18 protein-coding genes and 1 pseudogene are annotated in these 19499 nt (G+C 71.2%); 12 read left to right on the plus strand and 7 right to left on the minus strand.

Features of this window, described 5'->3' with window-relative positions:
* Positions 1–6 precede the first annotated feature (6 nt).
* The 11 genes and pseudogenes from PS467_RS34350 (at position 7) to PS467_RS34400 (ending at position 10316) form a co-directional block, all read left to right on the plus strand.
* A complete protein-coding gene (locus PS467_RS34350) occupies positions 7–867 on the plus strand; it encodes a sugar phosphate isomerase/epimerase family protein (protein WP_311038474.1) in 861 nt (286 codons plus the stop codon).
* Entirely contained in the window at positions 867–1772 is a 906-nt protein-coding gene (locus tag PS467_RS34355) for a hypothetical protein (RefSeq protein WP_311038475.1), read from the plus strand. Before PS467_RS34350 ends, PS467_RS34355 begins: the two co-directional genes overlap by 1 nt.
* Before the next feature lie 105 nt (positions 1773–1877).
* Positions 1878–2879 (plus strand): hypothetical protein, encoded by a 1002-nt coding sequence (locus PS467_RS34360; protein WP_311038476.1) that lies wholly within the window; start codon positions 1878–1880, stop codon positions 2877–2879.
* On the plus strand, positions 2876–3364 hold the full coding sequence (locus tag PS467_RS34365; RefSeq protein ID WP_268975589.1) for a flavin reductase family protein: 489 nt from the start codon (positions 2876–2878) through the stop codon (positions 3362–3364). Before PS467_RS34360 ends, PS467_RS34365 begins: the two co-directional genes overlap by 4 nt.
* A pseudogene (locus tag PS467_RS34370) lies at positions 3361–3924 on the plus strand (D-sedoheptulose-7-phosphate isomerase); the annotation flags it as partial. The gene PS467_RS34365 and the pseudogene PS467_RS34370, both read left to right, overlap by 4 nt.
* Positions 3910–5367 carry a D-glycero-beta-D-manno-heptose 1-phosphate adenylyltransferase gene (rfaE2, locus tag PS467_RS34375; protein ID WP_349256491.1) on the plus strand — a complete coding sequence of 486 codons (1458 nt, stop codon included), beginning with the start codon at positions 3910–3912 and terminating at the stop codon, positions 5365–5367. The pseudogene PS467_RS34370 and the gene rfaE2, both read left to right, overlap by 15 nt.
* Positions 5368–5464: 97 nt before the next feature.
* Positions 5465–6682, plus strand: coding sequence for a DegT/DnrJ/EryC1/StrS family aminotransferase (locus PS467_RS34380; protein WP_311038477.1), 1218 nt, complete (start codon positions 5465–5467; stop codon positions 6680–6682).
* Complete coding sequence (locus PS467_RS34385; RefSeq protein ID WP_311038478.1) at positions 6679–7647, plus strand: NAD-dependent epimerase/dehydratase family protein; 969 nt, start codon at positions 6679–6681, stop codon at positions 7645–7647. Before PS467_RS34380 ends, PS467_RS34385 begins: the two co-directional genes overlap by 4 nt.
* Complete coding sequence (locus tag PS467_RS34390; protein ID WP_311038479.1) at positions 7644–8756, plus strand: zinc-dependent alcohol dehydrogenase; 1113 nt, start codon at positions 7644–7646, stop codon at positions 8754–8756. Before PS467_RS34385 ends, PS467_RS34390 begins: the two co-directional genes overlap by 4 nt.
* On the plus strand, positions 8753–9343 hold the full coding sequence (locus tag PS467_RS34395; RefSeq protein WP_311038480.1) for an HAD family hydrolase: 591 nt from the start codon (positions 8753–8755) through the stop codon (positions 9341–9343). The genes PS467_RS34390 and PS467_RS34395 overlap by 4 nt, the downstream gene beginning before the upstream one ends.
* Positions 9336–10316: a zinc-dependent alcohol dehydrogenase gene (locus PS467_RS34400; RefSeq protein ID WP_311038481.1), complete on the plus strand. Its 981-nt coding sequence runs from the start codon at positions 9336–9338 to the stop codon at positions 10314–10316. The genes PS467_RS34395 and PS467_RS34400 overlap by 8 nt, the downstream gene beginning before the upstream one ends.
* On the opposite strand, the gene PS467_RS34405 is transcribed toward PS467_RS34400, so the two are convergent.
* The 5 genes from PS467_RS34405 to PS467_RS34425 all read right to left on the minus strand — a co-directional run bounded on the left by PS467_RS34405 (position 10307) and on the right by PS467_RS34425 (position 15278).
* A complete protein-coding gene (locus PS467_RS34405) occupies positions 10307–10675 on the minus strand; it encodes a VOC family protein (protein WP_311038482.1) in 369 nt (122 codons plus the stop codon). The two genes, PS467_RS34400 and PS467_RS34405, sit on opposite strands and share 10 nt — an antisense overlap.
* Positions 10676–10768: 93 nt before the next feature.
* On the minus strand, positions 10769–12748 hold the full coding sequence (locus PS467_RS34410; RefSeq protein WP_311038483.1) for a carbamoyltransferase family protein: 1980 nt from the start codon (positions 12746–12748) through the stop codon (positions 10769–10771).
* A 16-nt stretch (positions 12749–12764) separates the two neighbouring features.
* Positions 12765–13190 carry a hypothetical protein gene (locus tag PS467_RS34415; protein WP_311038484.1) on the minus strand — a complete coding sequence of 142 codons (426 nt, stop codon included), beginning with the start codon at positions 13188–13190 and terminating at the stop codon, positions 12765–12767.
* Between the two features lie 2 nt (positions 13191–13192).
* A complete protein-coding gene (locus PS467_RS34420) occupies positions 13193–14437 on the minus strand; it encodes a radical SAM/SPASM domain-containing protein (RefSeq protein ID WP_311038485.1) in 1245 nt (414 codons plus the stop codon).
* A gap of 1 nt (position 14438) precedes the next feature.
* Positions 14439–15278, minus strand: coding sequence for a phytanoyl-CoA dioxygenase family protein (locus tag PS467_RS34425; protein WP_311038486.1), 840 nt, complete (start codon positions 15276–15278; stop codon positions 14439–14441).
* Between the two features lie 217 nt (positions 15279–15495).
* Between PS467_RS34425 and PS467_RS34430 the strand changes: the two genes are divergently transcribed.
* Positions 15496–17403 (plus strand): glycosyltransferase, encoded by a 1908-nt coding sequence (locus PS467_RS34430; RefSeq protein WP_311038487.1) that lies wholly within the window; start codon positions 15496–15498, stop codon positions 17401–17403.
* 76 nt (positions 17404–17479) lie between these two features.
* Here PS467_RS34430 and PS467_RS34435 read toward each other — a convergent pair whose 3' ends face one another.
* Together PS467_RS34435 and PS467_RS34440 are read right to left on the minus strand one after the other, a co-directional pair.
* Positions 17480–18691 (minus strand): hypothetical protein, encoded by a 1212-nt coding sequence (locus tag PS467_RS34435; protein WP_311038488.1) that lies wholly within the window; start codon positions 18689–18691, stop codon positions 17480–17482.
* Positions 18692–18848: 157 nt separating this feature from the next.
* A complete protein-coding gene (locus tag PS467_RS34440) occupies positions 18849–19475 on the minus strand; it encodes a class I SAM-dependent methyltransferase (RefSeq protein ID WP_311038489.1) in 627 nt (208 codons plus the stop codon).
* Positions 19476–19499 lie beyond the last annotated feature (24 nt).

A 19499-nucleotide genomic window follows, 5' to 3' on the forward strand; every position in this document is an offset into this window, starting at 1 on the left:
GTACCCATGCCATCCCGTGAACTGACTGTCGCCGCACCGGAGTTCGTCGGAACAGGACCGCTGGTGGACTCACTCGACCGGCTGACGGTGCTGCGGGACCTCGGCGTGTCCGCACTGGAGCTGTGGTCGCCGTGGCAGGTGACCGAGGACGACGCGGCCGAGGTCGGCGCGGCGCTGCGGGCCGTCGGGGTGCGGGTGGCCTGCGTGTCCTCGCCCAGTTATCTGCACGGGGAGGAGACCGGCACCGGGCGCCGGCTCATCGAATCGAGCATCCGGATCGCACATGAGCTGGGCGCGGGACGCGTCAACACCTACTTCGGCCACGGTGGCGACGGCGACGACCGCCACGCCGCCCGCACCTACGCGGGGCTGGTCGCCCCGCTGCTGGACCAGGCGGCGGAAGCGGGCGTGCTGATCGTGCTGGAGAACGAGTTCGACGGCTTCGGGCACGACCCCGAGCACTACGACATCTCCCGGCGGGCCGCGTCGCTGCTGCACCTGGCCGAGGTCATCGACCACCCCGCGTTCCGGCTCAACTTCGACGCGGCGAACTTCGCCTGCGCGGGCGAGGAGGTCGCCAAGGCGGCCGCGCTGCTCGCACCACACGTCGGATACGTACACGTCAAGGACGTGATCACGGTCGGACCCGGACACGACGGCGCGGCGGCGGGCTGGAACACCTACACCGACGGCGACCACACCTACCAGACCGTCGAGCTGGGCACCGGCGAGGTGCCCTGGGACGACGTGCTCGACCGGCTGGAGGGCGCGGGCTACGACGGACCGTTCACGCTGGAACCGCACTGCCAGCCCGAACTGCTCGCCGACCAGCTGGCCGTGTCCGTGGCCTACCTCACCAACCGGTGATGACCATGACGGCAACCGGCGCGGGCGTCACCGCCACCGCCGCGGCGACCTACTTCCGCCTGCGCCGCGAACTGGTGTCGCCGGGGTGCGAGCGGCTGGTGGTGCCCGCGGACGCGGGGACACCGTTCTGGTCCTGGTACGCGGGGTGGCTGCGGGGCGGCGAGGTCCGCGTCGAGGCCGGCCCCGCCGCGGGCCTGGCGTTCCCCGAACCCACTGGGGAGGTCGCGCAGTGGTGCTCGGGCGGTCTCGCCTCGGCCTACACCGACCTGCTGGTGAACCACCTGTCGCCCACGCGACTGAGCTACCACGGCTTCGCGGCCGAGGTCGAACCGCACCGCGGTGGTGCACCGCTGCTGTTCACCCTCGCCGTACTGTCGGCGCACCGCGGCGCGGCGTGCTCCTACGTCGGTGTCGCCCGGCGCGCCGCCCTGGCCGCGCCCGCCGGCCCGCCCGGCCCGACGGACCTCGACGCGGACCTGGAGTTCCTCGCGCGGTGGAACGAGTTCCACCCGGCGCTGCGGCTGCGCACGGTCTGCGGCGACCTCACCCGCGAACGGCTGCTGGCCGCGCTGCCACCGGGCGCCGAGCACCAGCTGGAGGGCTGCGGCCGCACCGGCGCCGCGCCGTGGTGCGGCGACTGCGCGCTGTGCTTCGACACCTTCTACGCCGCCAAGGCGGTGGGACGCCCACTGGGATTCCGGCTGTCCCGCCGCATCTTCGAGGAGCGCTACACCCGCGACTACCGCACCTGGCTGGACGCCGAGTTCCGCGGCGCCCAGGACGGCGGGCCGCAACTCCTGGCGAGGTTGCAGATCGTCCACGGCCTGAAGTGCGACCCGGGCGCGGACGTCGACCACGGGCAGCAGAAGCCGACCGGCACCCACCACGAGGAGCAGCACACATGACCGATCAGGCCGTCTCCAGCAGCGGGGCCACCGCCGTCGACCGCGGCGCCGGCACGCCCTGACGCGCCGGTCCCGCCGTACTCGGGGAGCTGTCCGGGAGGACCAGTGGATCGTACCTACGAAGAGGAGATCGCCACCCTCGGCGCCACCTGGCGCGCCTGGCAGCGGTGGCGGGGCGAGGCGGAACTCGGCGCGCTGACCGGGCGGCTGGGCGGCCCGGCGGCGTTCGTCGCCTCGGGCGGCTCGCTCGCGGTGGCGCACCTGGCCGCCGCGGCCTACGAACGCCGGTGGCGGCAGCCGGCAGCCGTGCTCACGCCGGTGGAGTTCGCCCTGTCGCCGGTGGAGTTCGGCACCGTCGTGGTGATCTCCGACAGCATGAGCCACCCCGACGCCCTGCTGGCCGCCGACCTCGCCGCGGCCGGCCGGGCCCGCGCCGTGGTGCTGTCGAACCGGACCGCCGAGGAGCTGCGGGACCGTCTGACGGACCGGTTGGCGATCGTGTCCGCGCCCCGGCCGGGACGCGACGGATGGATCGCGACCAACTCGGTGCTCAGCCTGAGCCTGGGCGCGCTGACCCTGCTGGGAGCGGACGAGGGCGCGCCGGACCCGGACGAGGTGGTGGCGCGCTGGGTCGTGGGCGGACTCCTGCGCGCGGACGCGGACATCACAAGGCCGCGCCTGCTCTGCCTCTACACACCCGGTCTGCGCAATGTCGCGGTGGACCTGGAAACGCGGGTCATGGAGGCGGGACTGGGGTCGGTCACCATCAGCGACCTGCGCAACCTCGGCCACGGCAGGCACGTCGGCCTCTACCGCAACGCCGGGTCGACGAGCGTGCTGGTGCTGGCCGAGCGGCGCTGGGCGCCACTGGTGCGCGGCACGGTCGACTCGCTCCCGCCGGCGGTCGAGGCCACGGTGTGGCAGGCCGGGTGCGACGACGCCTGGGCGCCGGTGGAACTGCTGGTGCCCAGCGCCGCGTTCCTCGCCTCGCGCGCCGCGGAGGCCGGCGTCGACCCCGGCAACCCGGAGGTGTGGCCCGGCGGCAACGCGCTGTTCCGCACCCGGGTGGCCGATGTGGTCCCGGATGTGCTGGGGGAGCGGGGATGACCGGCGACGCCCTCCTCGACACCCTCCTCACCAGCTGTGTGGTGGTCACCAGCCGGGACGGCGACGAGCCGCGCGGATGCCTCGTCGGCTCCGTCATGCCGGTCGGCTACGACGCGGGTGTGGTGGCGTTCGCGCTCACCGCGGGCTCGCGCACCGAGCGCGCGGTGGCGGGCAGCGGCGTCGCCGCGCTGCATGTGCTGGCCGCCGACGACCTGGCCACCGCGCGGGTGTTCGCCGCGGACGGGGACCGGTTCGCCAGGGTGCCGTGGTCGGCGGGCGCCCTGGGCGCACCGGTCCTCGGCGGCGTGGTGGGCGTGCTGGAGGTGGCCGTCACCGCGTCCTGCGTCGCGGGCGGCTGCCGGGTCTTCTGCGGTGAGGTGCGCCACGCCACCTCGGCGGGCACACCGGACCGCGTCCTGACGATCACCGAAATCCGCGAGCGGGGCGTCGAGCCCGCGCGCGCCTCGATGGGAGGGGGCACATGAACCACATGGAAACCGGCCCCCAGCACGTGGCCAGGCTCCGGCGCTCGCTGGCCGGTCTCGACCTGCCCCTGCTGGAGAGCTGGGGCAGGTCGCTGGCGCACGTGCTGGGCGGTGGCGGGCGGCTGCTGGCCGCGGGCAACGGCGGATCGGCCGCCGAGGCCCAGCACCTGACCTCGGAGCTGGTGGGCAGGCTGCGGGACGAACGCGAACCGCTGTCGGCCATCGCGCTGCACGCCGAGACCTCCAGCGTCACCGCCATCGGCAACGACTACGGCTTCGACGAGGTGTTCGCCCGCCAGGTCCGGGCGCACGGCAGGCCCGGCGACATCCTGGTGGTGCTGTCCACGTCCGGGCGCAGCGAGAACCTGCTGTGCGCGGCACGGGCCGCCCACGAGGCCGGGCTGACCGTATGGGGCCTGACCGGGCCCGAACCCAACCCGCTGGCGGAGCTGTGCGACGAGGTGCTGGCGGTGCGGGCGGAGGGCACGGCGACCATCCAGGAGTGCCACCTGGTCGCCGTGCATGTGCTGTGCGCGGAGGTGGACGTGGCCCTCGGCGCGTCCAGCCGTGCGCCCGAGCGGCGCCGGGACGGTCCGGCGCCCCTGGTGGTGGTGGGCGACGCGCTGCTCGACCACGACATCGTGGGCGTGGTGCGGCGGCTGTCGCCCGAGGCGCCGGTGCCGACGGTGGACAACGCGCAGGTGCGGGCGCGCCCCGGTGGCGCCGGCCTCGCGGCGCTGCTCGCCGCCCGTGACGACCGGCCGGTGGTGCTGGTCACGGCCCTGTCGGCGGATCAGGAAGGCGGCGAGCTGGCCGACTTGCTGCGCGCGCACGATGTGCACGTGATCGACCTCGGCGCCGACGGCACGACCCCGGTCAAGTCCCGGGTGCGGACGGAGGACCGCTCGCTGCTGATGCTCAGCCGCGCCTCCGACCGCAGGGTCCGATTACGCCGCCGGCTGACCGAGGCCGAGCGGGACCTGCTGCTCGGCGCCGCCGCGGTGCTGGTGTCCGACTACGGGCGCGGGGTCACGTTCGACGAGTCCGTGCGCGCGGCGCTGACCGCCGCCGCGCCCCGGACACCCGTCGTATGGGATCCGCACCCGCGCGGCGCCGAACCGGTGTCCGGTGTCCGGCTGGTCACCCCCAACTCCCAGGAGGCCGCCCACTTCGCGGGCGGGACCGGCACGGGCCTGGTGGGCGACGTCGACCGGGCCGGCACACTGCTGGACCGGTGGCGGGCGGGCGGCGTGGTGATCACCCGCGGCGGCAACGGGGCGGTGCTGCTGGAGTCCCGCGACGGCGCCCCGCTGGTGGTGCCCGGCGTCCCGGTCACCGCGGCCGACACCTGCGGCGCGGGCGACCGGTTCGCCGTCGCGGTGGCCTCGCTCCTCGCCGACCGGGCGCTGCCCGCCGAGGCGGTCACCGCGGCCGTCGGCACCGCGACCGAGTTCGTGGCGGCGGGCGGTGCGTCGGCGCTGGTGTCCGACACCGCGCCGGAGCCGGCGCGGCCGGGTGTGGCGGAGCGCGGCACGGCGGAGAGCGACCTGACGGCCCTGCTGGCGCGGGTGCGGGCGCGGGGCGAGGAGGTGGTGGCCGCGGGCGGCTGCTTCGACCTGATCCACCCCGGCCACATCGCCCTGCTGGACCAGGCGCGCCGGCTAGGCGGATGCCTGGTGGTGTGCCTGAACGACGACAACTCGGTGCGCAGGCTCAAGGGCGAGACCCGGCCGGTGGTGCCGCAGCAGGACCGCGCCGCGGTGCTGGCCTCGCTCGGCTCGGTGGACGCGGTGGTGCTGTTCGGCGAGGACACACCGGAGGAGGTCCTCAAAATCATCAGGCCGGACATCTACGTCAAGGGCGGCGACTACCGCGTGGAGGACGTGGCCGAGGCCGCGCTGGTCGCCGAGTGGGGCGGCCGCACGGTGATCGTGCCCTATGTCGAGGGCCGCTCCACCACCAGCATGATCTCCCGCATCCACGACAGCGGGAGCCGGGTGTGAGCCGGCCGGCCACGCCGCTCCATGGCCACGCGGCCGTAACCCATCAGCCGCCACGTTGCAGGACACGTCGAGAGAGTCGAGAGAACGGAGGGCCGCGGTGCCCGGTCCAGGCTGGTACCTGATCGACGACGCCGAGGAGCGCGAGGTCGTCGAGGCGTTACGAGAAGGCCACCTCAGCCGCTACCGGTTCGGCGACGAGTCGGCCGTGTCCAAGACGATGCGGTTCGAGCGGGAGATGGCCGCCCTGCTCGGCAGCCCGCACGCGCTGGCCGTGAACAGCTGCACCTCGGCGCTGGTGGCCGGGCTGACCGGTCTCGGCGTCGGCCCGGGGGACGAGGTGATCGTGCCCGGCTACACCTTCATCGCCTCCATCGCGGCGGTGCTCTTCACCGGTGCCCGGCCGGTGCTGGCCGAGATCGACGAGAGCCTGACGCTGGCCCCGGACGACGTCGCGGCGAAGCTCACCCCACGGACCAAGGCGATCATGCCGGTGCACATGATCGGCGCCCCCGCCGACCTGGACCGGCTGCTCGCGGTCGCGGACGGCGTACCCGTACTGGAGGACTGCGCGCAGGCGTGCGGCGGTTCGTACCGCGGCCGGCGGCTGGGCACCATCGGCGTGGCCGGGGCCTTCTCGTTCAACACCGGCAAGACGATGACCACGGGCGACGGCGGCCTGCTGGTCACCGGGTCGCCGGAGGTGTACCGGCAGGCGTTCGCCTTCCACGACCACGGGTTCGCACCGGACCGGGCGGGCCTGGTCGAGGACGGCCCGCGGATGGGGCTCAACCTGCGGATGCACGAACTGGCCGCGGCCCTGGGCCTGGCCCAGGTGCGCAAGCTCGACCGCGCACTGGAACACTGCCGCGAACTGGCGGCCGTGGTGCGCGAGGGGCTGGACGGTGTGCCGGGCGTCGGCCACCGCGTCATCCACGACGAGGGCTGGTGCGGCACGGCCCATGTGCTGATCTTCGAGGATCCGGCGCGGGCGGCGGCGTTCGCACGCGAACTGGGCGGGTCCACCCTGGACGCCTCGACCAAGCACAACTACGCCCGCGCGGGCCAGCTGCACGCCGAGTTCACCCGGACCGACGCGGGCGGCGAGCGACGGATACGCAACGCAGCCCCCGGCGACCTGCCGCGCACCGACGACCTGCTGTCCCGGTCGGTCGCGCTCAGCGTGGGCGTGGTGGACGGCTATCTGGGCACCCTGGGCGAGGTCACCGTGCGCGACACCGCACAGGAGGCCGCGGCGAAGACCGCCAAAGTGCGCGAGGTCCTGCTGCGCACCGCCTCGCCGGAGGCGATGCGATGACCGGGGAGGTTCTGGTCACCGGAGCGGCCGGGTTCATCGGAGGCCACCTCGCGGCGGCGTGCCGCCGGGCGGGGTTCACCGTGACCGCGCTGGACCCCGCGCCGTCCGGGGAGGAGAGCACGGCCGCCGACGGTGTCGTCCCGGCCACCGCCGGCGACGCCGGCCTGCTGGCCGATGTGCGGGCCGGGCGGTACCGGGCGGTGCTGCACCAGGGAGGGATCAGCTCGACCCTGGAGACCGACCGCGACCTGCTGCGGGCGGTGAACGTCGACGAGCCGCTGGCCCTGGCCGAGGCGTGCGCCGCCGCCGGGACACCCTTCGCCTACGCCTCCTCGCACAGCGTCTACGGCACCATCCGCGGCCGGTTCGCGGTCGTCGAGGAGGACGTGGCCGACCCGGACCGCTGCACCGGCCCGCTCAACGACTACGCCTGGTCGAAACTGACCCTGGACCAGGAGATGACGGCGCGGTTCGGCGACGACGCGCCGTGGTCCGGCTACCGGTACACCAACGTGTTCGGCACCGGCGAGGAACGCAAGGGCAGCATGGCGTCGATCATTTCCCAGCTGCTGCGGCAGGCCGCCACGGGCGTCCCGCTCCGGCTGTTCGCCGACACACTGGAGGCGTGCCGGGACTACGTACCGGTGGAGACGGTGGTCGACACGCTGCTGGACGTGATCCGGCAACCGCCGCCACCCGGCGTGTACAACCTCGGGTCGGGCGTTCCGGTGAGCTTCGCCACGCTGCTGGGCTGGTGCGGCGAGCTGCGCGGTGAGGACGGACTCGCCGTCCACCTGGTGCCCAACCCGGTGAGCGGCCGTTACCAGTACTGGACGTGCGCGGACCAGAGCCGGACCGGCGCGGTCCTGCCCCGGGCCCGCGGCCTGGCGGTCGAGGAGGTGCGCTCGGCCGCGCACCGGCTGTACCGCACCTTCGCCGGCGCCACCGCCCAGCCGGTCCCGTGACCGGCCGGCGTGTGGTGCGGGCGCCCGCCCCGGACGGCACATGGTGGCCGCGGATCGTCCACGGCCCGGTGCCACCGCGGCCGGGACCGCGGTGGCGGCTGGTCCGGGTGACCACGGCCGGGATCTGCGGCAGCGACCTGCGCGGTCTGGCGGAGGCGCCGGTGGACGGCGCGGTGGACCCGGCCGGAGTCGTTCCGGGACACGAGGTGGTCGGCGTGCTCGCCGACGGTCCCGGCGGCGGCGAGCGGGTCGTGGTGCATCCGCTCGTCACCTGCGCCGCCCGCGACGAGCCACTGTGCGCGGCGTGCCGGAACGGCCGGTTCGGGCAATGCGAGTCCTTCTGGCGGCCCACCGTGCGGTGGAGCAAGTCCCTCGGGTTCAGCGCGGACCTCGGCGGCGGATGGGCCGACTGGGTGTGGGCCCACCCCGCCATGGTGCGGCCGTTGCCACCGGACCTGCCCGACCGCACGGCCGTCCTGGCCGAGCCACTGTCGGTGGCGGTCTCCGGGGTGCGCTCGGTGCGCCACCACGCGGGGGACGACGTCGTGATCGTCGGCGGCGGCACACTGGGGCTGCTCACCGTGGTGGCGGTGGCGTCCGTCCTGCCCGGCAGCCGATGCTTCGCCCTGGTACGGCACGACTTCCAGGCGGACGCGGCCCGCGCGCTGGGCGCGGAGCCGGTGCGGACACCCGCCGACCTCCCGGGCGCCCGGCCCCGCGGCGCCGACGTGCTCATCGACGGGCCGGGGCTCGCGGTGGACGCGGGGGGTACGTCATCGTCACTGATCACCGCGATGCGCGCGGTCCGCGCGGGCGGCACGGTGCTGACGCTGGGCAACCCCGATGAGTGCACCGACCTGACCCCGCTGTGGCTGAAGGGGCTGACCCTGCTCGGCCACCTCGAACACGCCGCCGACCCCAGCCCCCGCCCGCCCGAGGCGGCGGACTCCCTCGACGAGGCGGTGCGCCTGCTCGCCGCGGCGCCAAACCTGGGCCGCCGCCTCGTCACCCACACGTTCGCCCCCGACGAGGTGGAGCGCGCGCTCGCCGTCGCCCGCGCGCGCCGGACCCACCGCGCGATCAAGGTCATCCTGCGACACCCCTCATGAGGAGAGCCGTGCTCATCGTCTTCGACCTGATGGACACCTTGCTGACCGATCCGTTCCTGCGCGCTCACGAGGCCGCGTGCGGGCTGACGTTCGCCGAGTTCGAGGCGGTGCGCCCGGACGGCGTGTACCACCGGCTGGAACGGGGCGAGATCACCGAGGCCGACTACTGGCGCAGTCTCATCGACAGCGGCCTGGACTGGGACGTCGAGGAGTTCCACCGGGTGCGCCGCGAGGGCTACGCGTGGATCGAGGGCATGCGCGACCTGGTGTCCGACTGCACCGCCGTCAACACGGTCGTGATCGGGTCGAACTACGCCGACTGGATCGACGAGGTGGTACGGGACCACCTGCACGGACTGGACGTGGGCGTCTTCGCCTCGTGCCGGCTGGGCGTGCGCAAGCCCTCGCCCCGGTTCTTCGAACTGGTGGCGGACGCCACGAACACGCCACTGCGGGAGGTGCTGCTGGTGGACGACAAAGGCGTCAACACCGACGCGGTGGCGGCGCTCGGCGGCATCGGCGTCCGGTTCACCGACGCGACGGACACCCGCCAGGCACTGCGGAAGGCGGGAGTGGCCGGTGTCTGAGCGCTTCGAGGGGATCGCGTACACCCTGACCTCCGCGGGCGAGGTCGTCGTACGGCAGCGGTCCGTGCCCGCGGATCGGACGGTGCTCCGGGTGGCCGCCGCGGGTGTCTGCGGCACCGACCTCATCGACTTCCGGGGGCGGCTGGACCGGCCGGGCACGCTGCCGGACACCTCGCCCGGCCACGAGATCGCGGGCACCGTCGTGCACAGCGAGGACGGGTGGCCCGTGGGGACGCCCGTGGTGGTCGACCCGGCGTTCCACTGCGGCGCCTGCGGCCCGTGCGCGGCCGGCCGGACCAGCTACTGCGAGCGGCTGCTGCTGCTGGGCCACACCTACGGCTCGGGAGGTCTGGCGCGGTACGTGGCCGTGCCGGGGACGGCGCTGCTGCGGATGCCGGACCGTATCGACGTGGTGTCCGCGGCCCTGGTGGAACCGCTGGCCTGCGCGCACCACGCGGCGGCCAAGGTCACCTGCGACGGGCCGGCGCTGGTGCTCGGCGCCGGCACCATCGGACTCGGCGTGGCGCTGCTGCTGCGGGCGCGGGGGCTGGAGGTGGCGGTGGCCGACCCGGCACCGGTCCGCGCCGCCCTGGCGGCGGACCTCGGCCTGCCGGTCGGCCGCCCGGACGGCGCACTCCCGGTCGTGGTGGAGGCGTCCGGCACGGCGGCGGGCTTCCACGACGCGCTGGACGCGGTCGCCCGTGGCGGGCACGTCCTGGTGGCGGCGCAGCACAGCGGCACCCTGACGGTGGACGCCGGCCTGGCGTTCGGCAAGGAGCTGCGGCTCAGCTGGTCGCTCGGCGCGCTCCGGGCCGACTTCCACGCCGTGCTGCGGCTGCTCGCCGCCGGTGTGCTCGATCCGCGCCCCCTGGCCACCCCGGTCCGGCCCGAGGACTTCGGCACGGCCACGTTCCGGGACATGGCGGCGGGACACACCGCCAAGCCCGTCGTCGTCTGGGACGCTCAGCTGTAGTGCTTCAACTCGATCCGGTGGCCATCGGGATCGAGGACGAACGCCATCGTCTCCCCTTCGATGGAGAACGGCTCCCGCTCCACCTTGTAGCCGAGACGGCGGACCCGCTCGACCCATGAAGGCACGTCATCGGCCAGGAACGCGACGTGCTCGGTCGGGCTGGCGGCCGGGGTGAGATCGCGCAGCATGGTGAGTTCGACGCCGGGCGGCCGGCCGCCCGGCGCCATCATCTGGATGACACCGTCCGGCAGGTCGTAGCGGAACACCCGCTGAAAGCCGAGGGCGTCGCGGTAGAACGCCTCGGCGGCGTCCATGTCCCGTACGTCGAGGCGGACGCTGTCGAAACGCAGGTCGGCCACTGTGTCTCCTTCCTGGGGCCCGGATCGGGGCCCGGGGTGCGGATCGGGGGGCGGTCCCGCCGGGACGCCCCCCGATGATTCCTCCTGAAGGCGTCAGCGGACCCGGAAGTCCACGACCCGGTGCTCCCACAGCAGGAGCAGTGCGTCCAGGGTTTCCTCGTCCGCGGGCAGTCCATGGGCCGCCGCCGACGTCGGCCCCGACGCGGCCGCCCGGAGCAGGCCGAACACCGGCTCCGACACGGCGACGGGCTTCGCCCCCTGGGTACGGAACGACACGACGCGGGTCACCGAGCCGTCGGCCGTCGCCACCTCGCGCAGCCGGGTCGCCGGGTGGAGCACCACGTCCGCGGTGTGGAGCACGGCGCGGAACCCGGGCTTGCGCCGGACCGCGTGGCCGGGCACGACGGCCAGGTCGAGCGTCGTGGTCACCAGACACCGCAGCACATCGCCCACCGACTGCACGATCGGCTCGGCGAAGTTGTTGAACGACGTGTTCAGCACCACCGGCACATCCGTGGCCGCGCGGAAACCGTCGATCAGCTCCCACATCACCGGATTGGTTTCCCGGTGCACGGTCTGCACGCGTGCGCTGCCGTCCACGTGGGTGACGGCGGGCAGTTTCTCCCGCCATTCGGGGCGGACGTCCACGACGCAGCCCATGAAGTCCAGGCGCGCCTTGGTGGCGGTGAGGTCGAACACCTCGCGCGCGGACTCGGCGAGGACCGCCGGGGCGAAGGGCCGGAACCCCTCCCGCTTCTTGATCATCGCGTTGACCCGGTCGCGGCTGCCGGCGTCGCGGGGATCGGCCAGGATGCTGCGGTGGCCGAGGGCCCGCGGCCCGAACTCGGACCGCCCGTGCGCCCAGCCCACGACCTGGCCGGACGCGACCGCCGACGCCGCGTACCGCGCCTCCTCACCCGGCGCGATCTCCTCCACGTCCACGAAGGCGCGCCACCCGGCCAGTTCGGCCCGCACCACGTCCCGGCCGCCCAGGTCGGGCCCGAGGAAGGCGTTGACGAGCCCCTTGCCCCGGCGGCCGCCGGTGACCTCCGCCTGCCGGTGCTGCGCCGCACCCGCCGACGCGCCCGCGTCGTGCGACGCCGGGTGGACGAAGACCTCGTCGAACAGACCCCACTGGAGGACGCGTCCGTTGGCCGTCGAGTTGTGGGCCACACCACCGGACAGACACAGCCGGCCGGCCCCGGTCTGCCGCGCCCAGTGGCTCAGCAGATGGCGCTCCACCTCCTCCAGCGTCGCCTGGAGGGCCGCCGCCAGGTCGGAGTCCTGCTGCCGGATCGGCTCACCGCGCCTGCGCGGTGCGAACCCGGCGTGCAGCAGGTGCTCCACCACGGCGCCGCTGTTCATGGTGTACCCGCCGTCGTCCAGCAGTGCGTAGTACGGGCGGAAGCAGTCGCGGTACACCGACGGGTCACCGTAGGGCGCGAGTCCCATGACCTTGTACTCGTCGAAGCGGCGGAAGCCGAGGAACGGCAGCAGCGCCAGGTACAGATGTCCCAGCGAGTGCTGATCGGGGTAGCTGTGCAGCAGCTTCATGCCGCCGTCGGCGCAGTCGAACACCGAAACACCCTCGGCCTCGCCATTGCCGTCGATGACCACCGCCAGCGCGCTGTCGAACCCCGAGTCGGCGAAGGAGCCGAACGCGTGGGCGCGGTGGTGCTTGGTGAAGTGGACGTCACCGTGCTGGAACTCCCGTCCCAGCGCCTCGGTGAGGCGTGTCGTCAGCAGCTCCCGCGCGGAGAGCACGGGCACATCGGGGAACTTCAGGTACTCGTGGCCGACCTCCAGGTCGGCGTAGTCCTCCCCGAAGAAGAACGCCACGTCGTCGACGTCCTGCGCGCGCACGCCGGCCAGCTCCAGGCAGGCCTTCGCCGCCGAGGCGGGGAACAGGTTGGAGTGCTTGAGCCGGTTGAGACGTTCCTCCTCGACCGCGGCGACCACCGTCCCGTCCACCACCAGGGCCGCGGCGGAGTCGTGGAACAGCCACTCCGGTACGTCGGGCATGAACGTCCCGGCCAGGTCGGCGAAGCTGCCCGTGATACCCAGCGTGATCATCTGCTGCCTCCTCGCGTCACGCGGCTGTCCAGCGCCGTGCAGTGGCCTCACCCTCGTCGAGACGGTAGGCGGCGCGCCCGTCGACCACGACCTGGGCGCCGGCGCCCAGCCGCACGGTCCACGCGGGCGGCTCCTCGTCCCCGGCGGGCCGCCACGCCTGGCCGCCGTGGGCGATGGACACGGTGGCATCGCCGGTCGTGGTCAGGACGACCACCGAACGGACCGGTCCCAGGGCGTGCGCCGGGTCCGGCTTCTCCACGGAGATCCACGCACCGTGTGCGGCGGCCTGCTCACCGGGCCCACGAGCCGCGCCCAGCAGCGGGCCGACGACGTCCAGCCCCTCGTCGGCGTACGCCCATCCCCGCAGCGCCACGGCCCGAGCGGCCAGATCGGCCGACTCGAACTTCACCCGCGCATCGCGCGTCGATCGCGTCTGGTCCACGTTCACGCTCCCGTCTCGTGGGACACCGCCGGCAGCACATCGAAGCCGTCGTACCAAGCCCTGGTCCGGCCCGCGTCGAGCAGGCGCGGATTGAACCACTCCCACCGCGCGCCATCCGGCTCGGTCACCTCCCGGTGGAACCGGTGGAAGCCCTCCTTCTGCCGCCTGGCCTCCCGGAACGACTGGCCGAACGCGCACTTGGCGCAGATGGCCATCTCGGCGTTGCGGGAGCGGAACTCGCGGGACTCCGGCTTCGCCCAGATCTCCTCGAGCGTCTCGTGCTGAAGGTTGCCGAGCACCTTCTCGCCGTTGTAGTCGTGGCAGCACGGGACGACCCGCCCGTCCCACAGGATGGCCACGGAGTTCCACGGCCGGGTGCACGGTTCGGTGTAACCGGCCGACGTGTGCTCGCCCAGCTCGGCCACCAGCTCGTCGTCGAAGTCCCAGCGCTCGAGCCGGATCACCACACCGCGGTCGACACCCAGCTCCTCGCAGTAGGCGAGGAACCGCTCGGCCTCATCGTTGTTGGCGTGCATATTGATCATCTGGAGGGTGAGGTTGGTGTCGTAGCCGCCCTCGTCGCGCAACCGCACCAGCTCGCGCAGATTGCGGTCGGCGACGTCGAGCCGGGCCGCCCGGCCGCGGATGGACTTGTAGACGTCCGGGTCCAGGGAGTCCAGCGACAACACCATGTTCGCGATGCCCGCGCTGAGGACCGCCTCGGCCCGCTTGGGCAGCAGACTCGGCGGATTGCACGACAGGCCGGTGCGCACGCCGTGGCTCAGCGCGATGGCGATGGCCTCGCCGACGCCCTTGTGCAGCAAGGACTCCCCGAAGTGGTGCAGTGCGCAGAACTTCGTGTCACCGCTGACCTGGCTCATGATCGAGTCGAACAGCTCCAGCGACATGTCGCCGAGGCCGCGGTCCATCTCGAAGGTACGCGGGCACATCTTGCAGGTGTACGGGCAGCGGTTGGTCAGCTCGATCTGCTCGATCTTGGGCAGTCGGCCCGACTGCCGGGACGGACCGCTGTCGAGCCACCTGTTGGCCTCGTCGCGGTCCGCGAAGACCAGTTCCATCTCCTCGGCGACCGCGGGGAGGCCGATCGGATCGGACGGCGAGTTGTAGATCGCCTCCAGCGCCTCCACGGTCGCCCACGTGTCGACGGCCTGCTTCTTGGTGATGTGGTTGGTGAGGACGACGGCGTCGTCGACCTGCCGGTAGCTGAAGAACGGCAGCAGATACACCTCAGACCTCCGCGACCTTGTCCGCGGTGGCCTCCTCCTCGTACACCGCGTCACCGTGGAACAGCCGCCACCGCAGCTCGTCGACGGTCGTGGGCGGTACGTTGTGCACGTTCAGATACCGCCGGGCGCGCGGGCTGAGCCGGGCGAGCACGTCCTCGGGCACGGCGCGGGTGAAGTCCATCTGCGGCCGGTACCAGGGCGCGGTGAACAACGTCTTGATCAGGGCGCGTGGCACGTCCGAGCCGTTGGTGCCCGCACAGTGCCAGATCCGCGCGTCGAACACGACGCCGTCACCGGGTTCGACCTCCAAGGGCACCGACAGCGGCGCCATCACCTCGGGGTCCGGCTCGTCGGCGAGGGTGAGGTGGCTGCCGGGGACGACCCAGGTGGCGCCGTTCTCCTCGCGCACCCGGTCGAAGTAGTAGAGGACGTTGACACCGGGAATCCTGTGGGGCGGGAACGACACACCGGTGACGTCCATCAGGTCCGTGTGGTAGTCCCACGGGTAGCGCCCCTGCCCTGGGAACAGGGTCAGGGCGTCAAAGCAGTTGAGTATGCCCCGTGGGCCGAGGAACGCGTCGACGATGTCGAGCGCGGGCGAGGTCTCCAGCAGGGCGTGGAAGACATCGTCGGCGGCGGCCAGGTTGCGCAGCGCGCCGCGTTCCCGCATCCCGACGAGGCGCTCGACGCCATGGGTCTCGTCGTCCAGCTCCGACAACCGGTGCAGTGCTTCTCTGGTCCGCCGGGTCTCCTCGGGCGAGAGGACGCCCGGAAGCACCGCGTACCCTGTCGTCCGCACCTTGCCGATCACGTGGTCGAGGTCGATCGCACTGGCAGGCAATGGCCTTCTCCCCTCGCGGTACGCACTTCGTCTTCCTGGCGCGACACTGGAGGCCGAGTTTTCAGCAACCGGTGGTGGCCGTCCACGGTTCGCGATCGTCACGATGCTGCACGACCACAAGCTGTCCAGGGGCAGGGCAGGGGACCGGGTGCAGCGGGTTGACAGGTCTGTGCCGGGCCCAGATCGTTTGAGACGTCATCGTCGAAGGAGCTGAAAAGTGGCAACGATCGCTGATGGTGTGCACCAGAGCGTGCGGAAGACTCTTTGGCGAACTGTTCAGCAGACACGCTTTCCGCTTGACCGCCCCATCGAAACGCTGCCCCTCTACGTCTCCTCTCATGCTGAATCCCTGACGGCGGGCGATGCGAACGGTACAGGGAACGACGAAAGGGCAGTCGTTTCGGGTGGAGTTGCGTCCATGGCGGCCTACTTCAGCGCCTTTCCGGCCAGTTATTGGCACACCTGGACATCGCGTCGTCACGTCAGGTTGAAAATAACAGTGAACGGCGCATGCACGGTGACGGTTCTCAGGTCGGACGAGCACGGCGACGCAACGCGGGTGCTTTCCAAGGACGCGGCGCAGGACAGTTCCTTCGACGAGGTTCTGCCCTTGGACGCATTCCAGCGAGGTGGGTGGTACTGGTTCGAGGTCGCCCCGCAGGGTCCGGCCGTCCGGATCGTGAATGCCGAATGGCAGGTGCAGGACGACCGGGGAAAGCAGGGCACCGTGACGATCGTGATCACGACTCATGATCGACCGGAAACCTGTATGGGCCTTCTGAAGAGTTTCGGTGAGGTGATCCGCCTCGGCGGACGGGTGGAACATATCGTCGTCGTCGATCACGGCCGGCGGTATCCGGTCGCGGACAATCCGCACTTCGGTGACCTCGACCCCGAAGTGGTCCGCCGGCTGCGGGTCGTGAAGCAGCGGAACCTGGGCGGAGCCGGAGGGTTCGGGCGCGGCATGTACGAAGCCATCAGGGAGGAACTGAGTGATTACGTAGTGGTCATGGACGATGACGTGGCCGTGGACCCGGAAAGCTTCATCAGGGGCCTGGCTTTCGCCGATTTCTGCCGGGAGCCCACGATCGTGGGTGCCCATATGTTTGAGATGAACGAACCGTGTGTGCTGTCCACGTTCGGCGAGGGGATCGACCGGCGTGACTACATGTGGGATTCGGTACCCGGAGTTGTTGATTCATTCGACTTGTCGCTCCATGACCTGCGGAGGACTCCGTGGCTCCATCGGCGTTTCGATGTCGACTACAACGCCTGGTGGACATGTCTCATTCCGGTCGACGTCATAAAATCCATTGGGCTTCCGCTGCCTGTTTTCATCAAGTGGGATGATATCGAGTACGGGCTCCGGGCTGGTGCGCATGGCATCCCCACGGTCAGTCTTCCGGGGTTCGGGGTCTGGCACGAGTCCTGGCGGGAGAAAGACGCTCACAATTGGCAAGCCTATTATCTTCTGCGTAATCGCTGCATTGCCGCCTTGATCCACTCGCCGCATCGTCGCGGCACCGGCGTTGTCCTGACGAATCTCGCCTTCGATATCGAGTCGCTGTTGTGCATGCGCTACTCGACTGCCGCTCTCAGGTGCCAAGCGCTGATCGACCTGCATCGAGAGCCGGCGGATCTGCTCCGCGAGTCCGATGGCAAGCTCGCGTCATTGAACAGCTTGCGCCAGGGTTTCCTTGATGCCTCGGAACGGGCTGAGGACCCCGATCAGATCTCAGTCGAAGCGACACCGCACAGGAGCGATCACACATCACCGAAAAGCAAGATCGCCACACTGCTGCGGATCTGCGCGCTGATATGCCGGCACGCGTTCACGGACCGGCGGCATACGGTTGCTCCGGTGCTTCCTGCCGCGATGGACGAATGGCGGGACATCGGTCACCGTGACGCGGTCGACATCTACTTTCCCAACGGGGATCTGGTGTCCCGGCGCAGGCGGAGCCGTTCGCTGTTCGTGAGTTCCCTCAAAGGCTTGCTGAAGGAGCATGCGCGGCTCTGGTGGAATTGGCCGAAATTGGCTCGGATGTATCGGGCGTCGGCGAGCCACCTGGTCTCGCCGGACACCCAGGGGGCGTTCCTTTTCGATGCGAAGGAGCCCCGCTGACCCCGCTCGGACGACGGTGTGCGGTGCCGCGCGATACGACGGCACCGCACACCGTGCGGGTCACGAAGGACCGAGGTCAGCCCTCCGCGCCCACGAGTTCGGCGCGCGGCGCCTCCTTCAGCTCGCGGAGAGCCGTCAGCACGGCCCAGAGCTGGTAGAGAAGTACGGTCAGCTCCGCGACCGCCAGAGCGGCCAGGGCGCCGGCGGTGCCGTAGTGGTGGCCGATCGCGGGCACGAGCACCAATCCGACGACGGCCCCGAGGATGGTGCTGGTCAGAACCTTGGCAAAGAGACCGAGACTGGCCAGGCACACGATGCCCGTGACTTGCGAGAGAGCGATGGCGCCGACGATGAGGCCCAGAAAAAGCGAAGAAGCAAGCGAAATCGAGATTTCGCCGTCCGTGGTGAGGCGAAGAATGGGCGCGGCGGTGCACGCGGCGGCGGTCGCCAGCGTGGCGGAGGTCGCCACCCCGATCACCAGTGCCCGAAGGATTCTGGGGACCACCAGCCGCTGGTCTGTCGAGGGCACCCAGCCCTGGAGAACCTTGGTGACAGGCGTCGCCAGAGAGAGCGCGGACCGCTCGAGGCGTTCCGCCGCGGCGAAGGACGCGACCGCACCGTGGTTCACGGCTGCCAGAAGAAGCACGGGGAGCGTCACATACAGCGCTGTCGTGGCACCCGTGGCCGCGGCGGCGGCATCCTTGCGCAACGCCGCCACGACATTGGAGAAGTGGAAGTCACTGGCACGCAGCCGTCGCGAACCCAGAATCTGTACGGACGCGACAACAGGACTTACCATCGCGCCCAGCAACGGCAGCACAAGAATCGGCAGCACAAACCCGGACAGCACCGTCAGCCAAGCACCCAACAGGGTTGCCGCTACGTTCGGAACGGTTTCGAGAAGAACCAAGGAACGACTGTCGCCCGTTCCGATGTAGAACCAGGACGGCGACAGTCCGGAAAGCGTTCCGGTCAGGCCCGCGACGATGGCCAGGTAGGAGTGATCGGTGGCGAACCACAGGCCGATCACTCCGAAAAAGACGGCGGGAACGAACAACCATATCCGCGCCCCGATCGACTCGGCATAGTAGTCTTTGCGTGCCTGTGGATCTGCTCGGGCGATGACCGGTGGCCCGGCAATTTCCCACCCCCATATGACGGCAATTGCTCCGATCACTCCGAAGGCCTGTCCGATGGCGACAGTTCCGTAGGTGTCCGCATCGGCGACCCGGGAGACTGCCCACAGCACGATGAACGACGGGACCGTGGACATGACCGAGTCGACCATGAATAACGACAACCGTCGTGTCATTACCATGACATTGCCCTGCTTGGCGCCTATGACAAGCCTCCTCGTTCGACTGGTGGTGGCAGCTGCCGACTTGACGACGCGTTCGACCCGCAGCGCCAGAGCCTATACCGTCACCACGGACGACCGTGCGGTGCTAAAGGGAGCCCCGACGTGCCCAGAACAGGGCATGTCCGCCGGCGCCTTCCGGAACGAACTCTTCCCGTTCGACGGTCAGACCGGCCTCAGTGATCCAGGTGCGGTTCGTGGCCGCGTCGGCGTGGCTCCACCACATCGCGGCACCGCTACCGAGCCAGTTCTCCTCGACGCCGGTCCGCGCACCGTACCCGGTGGTGGCCACGAACCAGCCCCCCGGGCGCAGCCACTCGGCGATCCTCCGCAGCAACGGCGGCTGTTCGGGCAGCGGAATATGGATGAGAGCGTAGAAGGAAACAACCGCGTCGAAGGAAGCGGCTTCGAAGGACACGGCCGATGCGTCCGCGCAGATGAACTCCGCCTCGGGCACCCGCGCCCTGGCCCGTCGAATCTGTACCTCGCTGATGTCGACACCGATGACCCGGTAGCCATCGGCGGCCAGATCACGGGCGACCGGCACCCCGCTTCCGCATCCCAGGTCCAGCACCGTCCCGCCGGGCGGGATCCGTCGCCGCACATCGCCGAGCCACTGCCGGTACTTCGTCTCCGCGCCATATGCCTCGTCATAGCGCGAGGAGACAATGTCGTACCCACGCCGGACAATCTCTTTGGGGTCTTCGGGGTCCACGCCGGGCTAACGCCGCCCACCAGG

The sequence above is a fragment of the Streptomyces luomodiensis genome, from assembly GCF_031679605.1.
GTDB lineage: Bacteria > Actinomycetota > Actinomycetes > Streptomycetales > Streptomycetaceae > Streptomyces > Streptomyces luomodiensis.

What these genes read in the sequence shown, in the direction of transcription:
- PS467_RS34435 (WP_311038488.1), bottom strand. Translation starts at nt 18,691, where the DNA reads ATGGTCGACTCGGTCATGTCCACGGTCCCGTCGTTCATCGTGCTGTGG.
- PS467_RS34355 (WP_311038475.1), top strand. Translation starts at nt 867, where the DNA reads ATGACCATGACGGCAACCGGCGCGGGCGTCACCGCCACCGCCGCGGCG.
- PS467_RS34365 (WP_268975589.1), top strand. Translation starts at nt 2,876, where the DNA reads ATGACCGGCGACGCCCTCCTCGACACCCTCCTCACCAGCTGTGTGGTG.
- PS467_RS34395 (WP_311038480.1), top strand. Translation starts at nt 8,753, where the DNA reads ATGAGGAGAGCCGTGCTCATCGTCTTCGACCTGATGGACACCTTGCTG.
- PS467_RS34410 (WP_311038483.1), bottom strand. Translation starts at nt 12,748, where the DNA reads ATGATCACGCTGGGTATCACGGGCAGCTTCGCCGACCTGGCCGGGACG.
- PS467_RS34350 (WP_311038474.1), top strand. Translation starts at nt 7, where the DNA reads ATGCCATCCCGTGAACTGACTGTCGCCGCACCGGAGTTCGTCGGAACA.
- PS467_RS34385 (WP_311038478.1), top strand. Translation starts at nt 6,679, where the DNA reads ATGACCGGGGAGGTTCTGGTCACCGGAGCGGCCGGGTTCATCGGAGGC.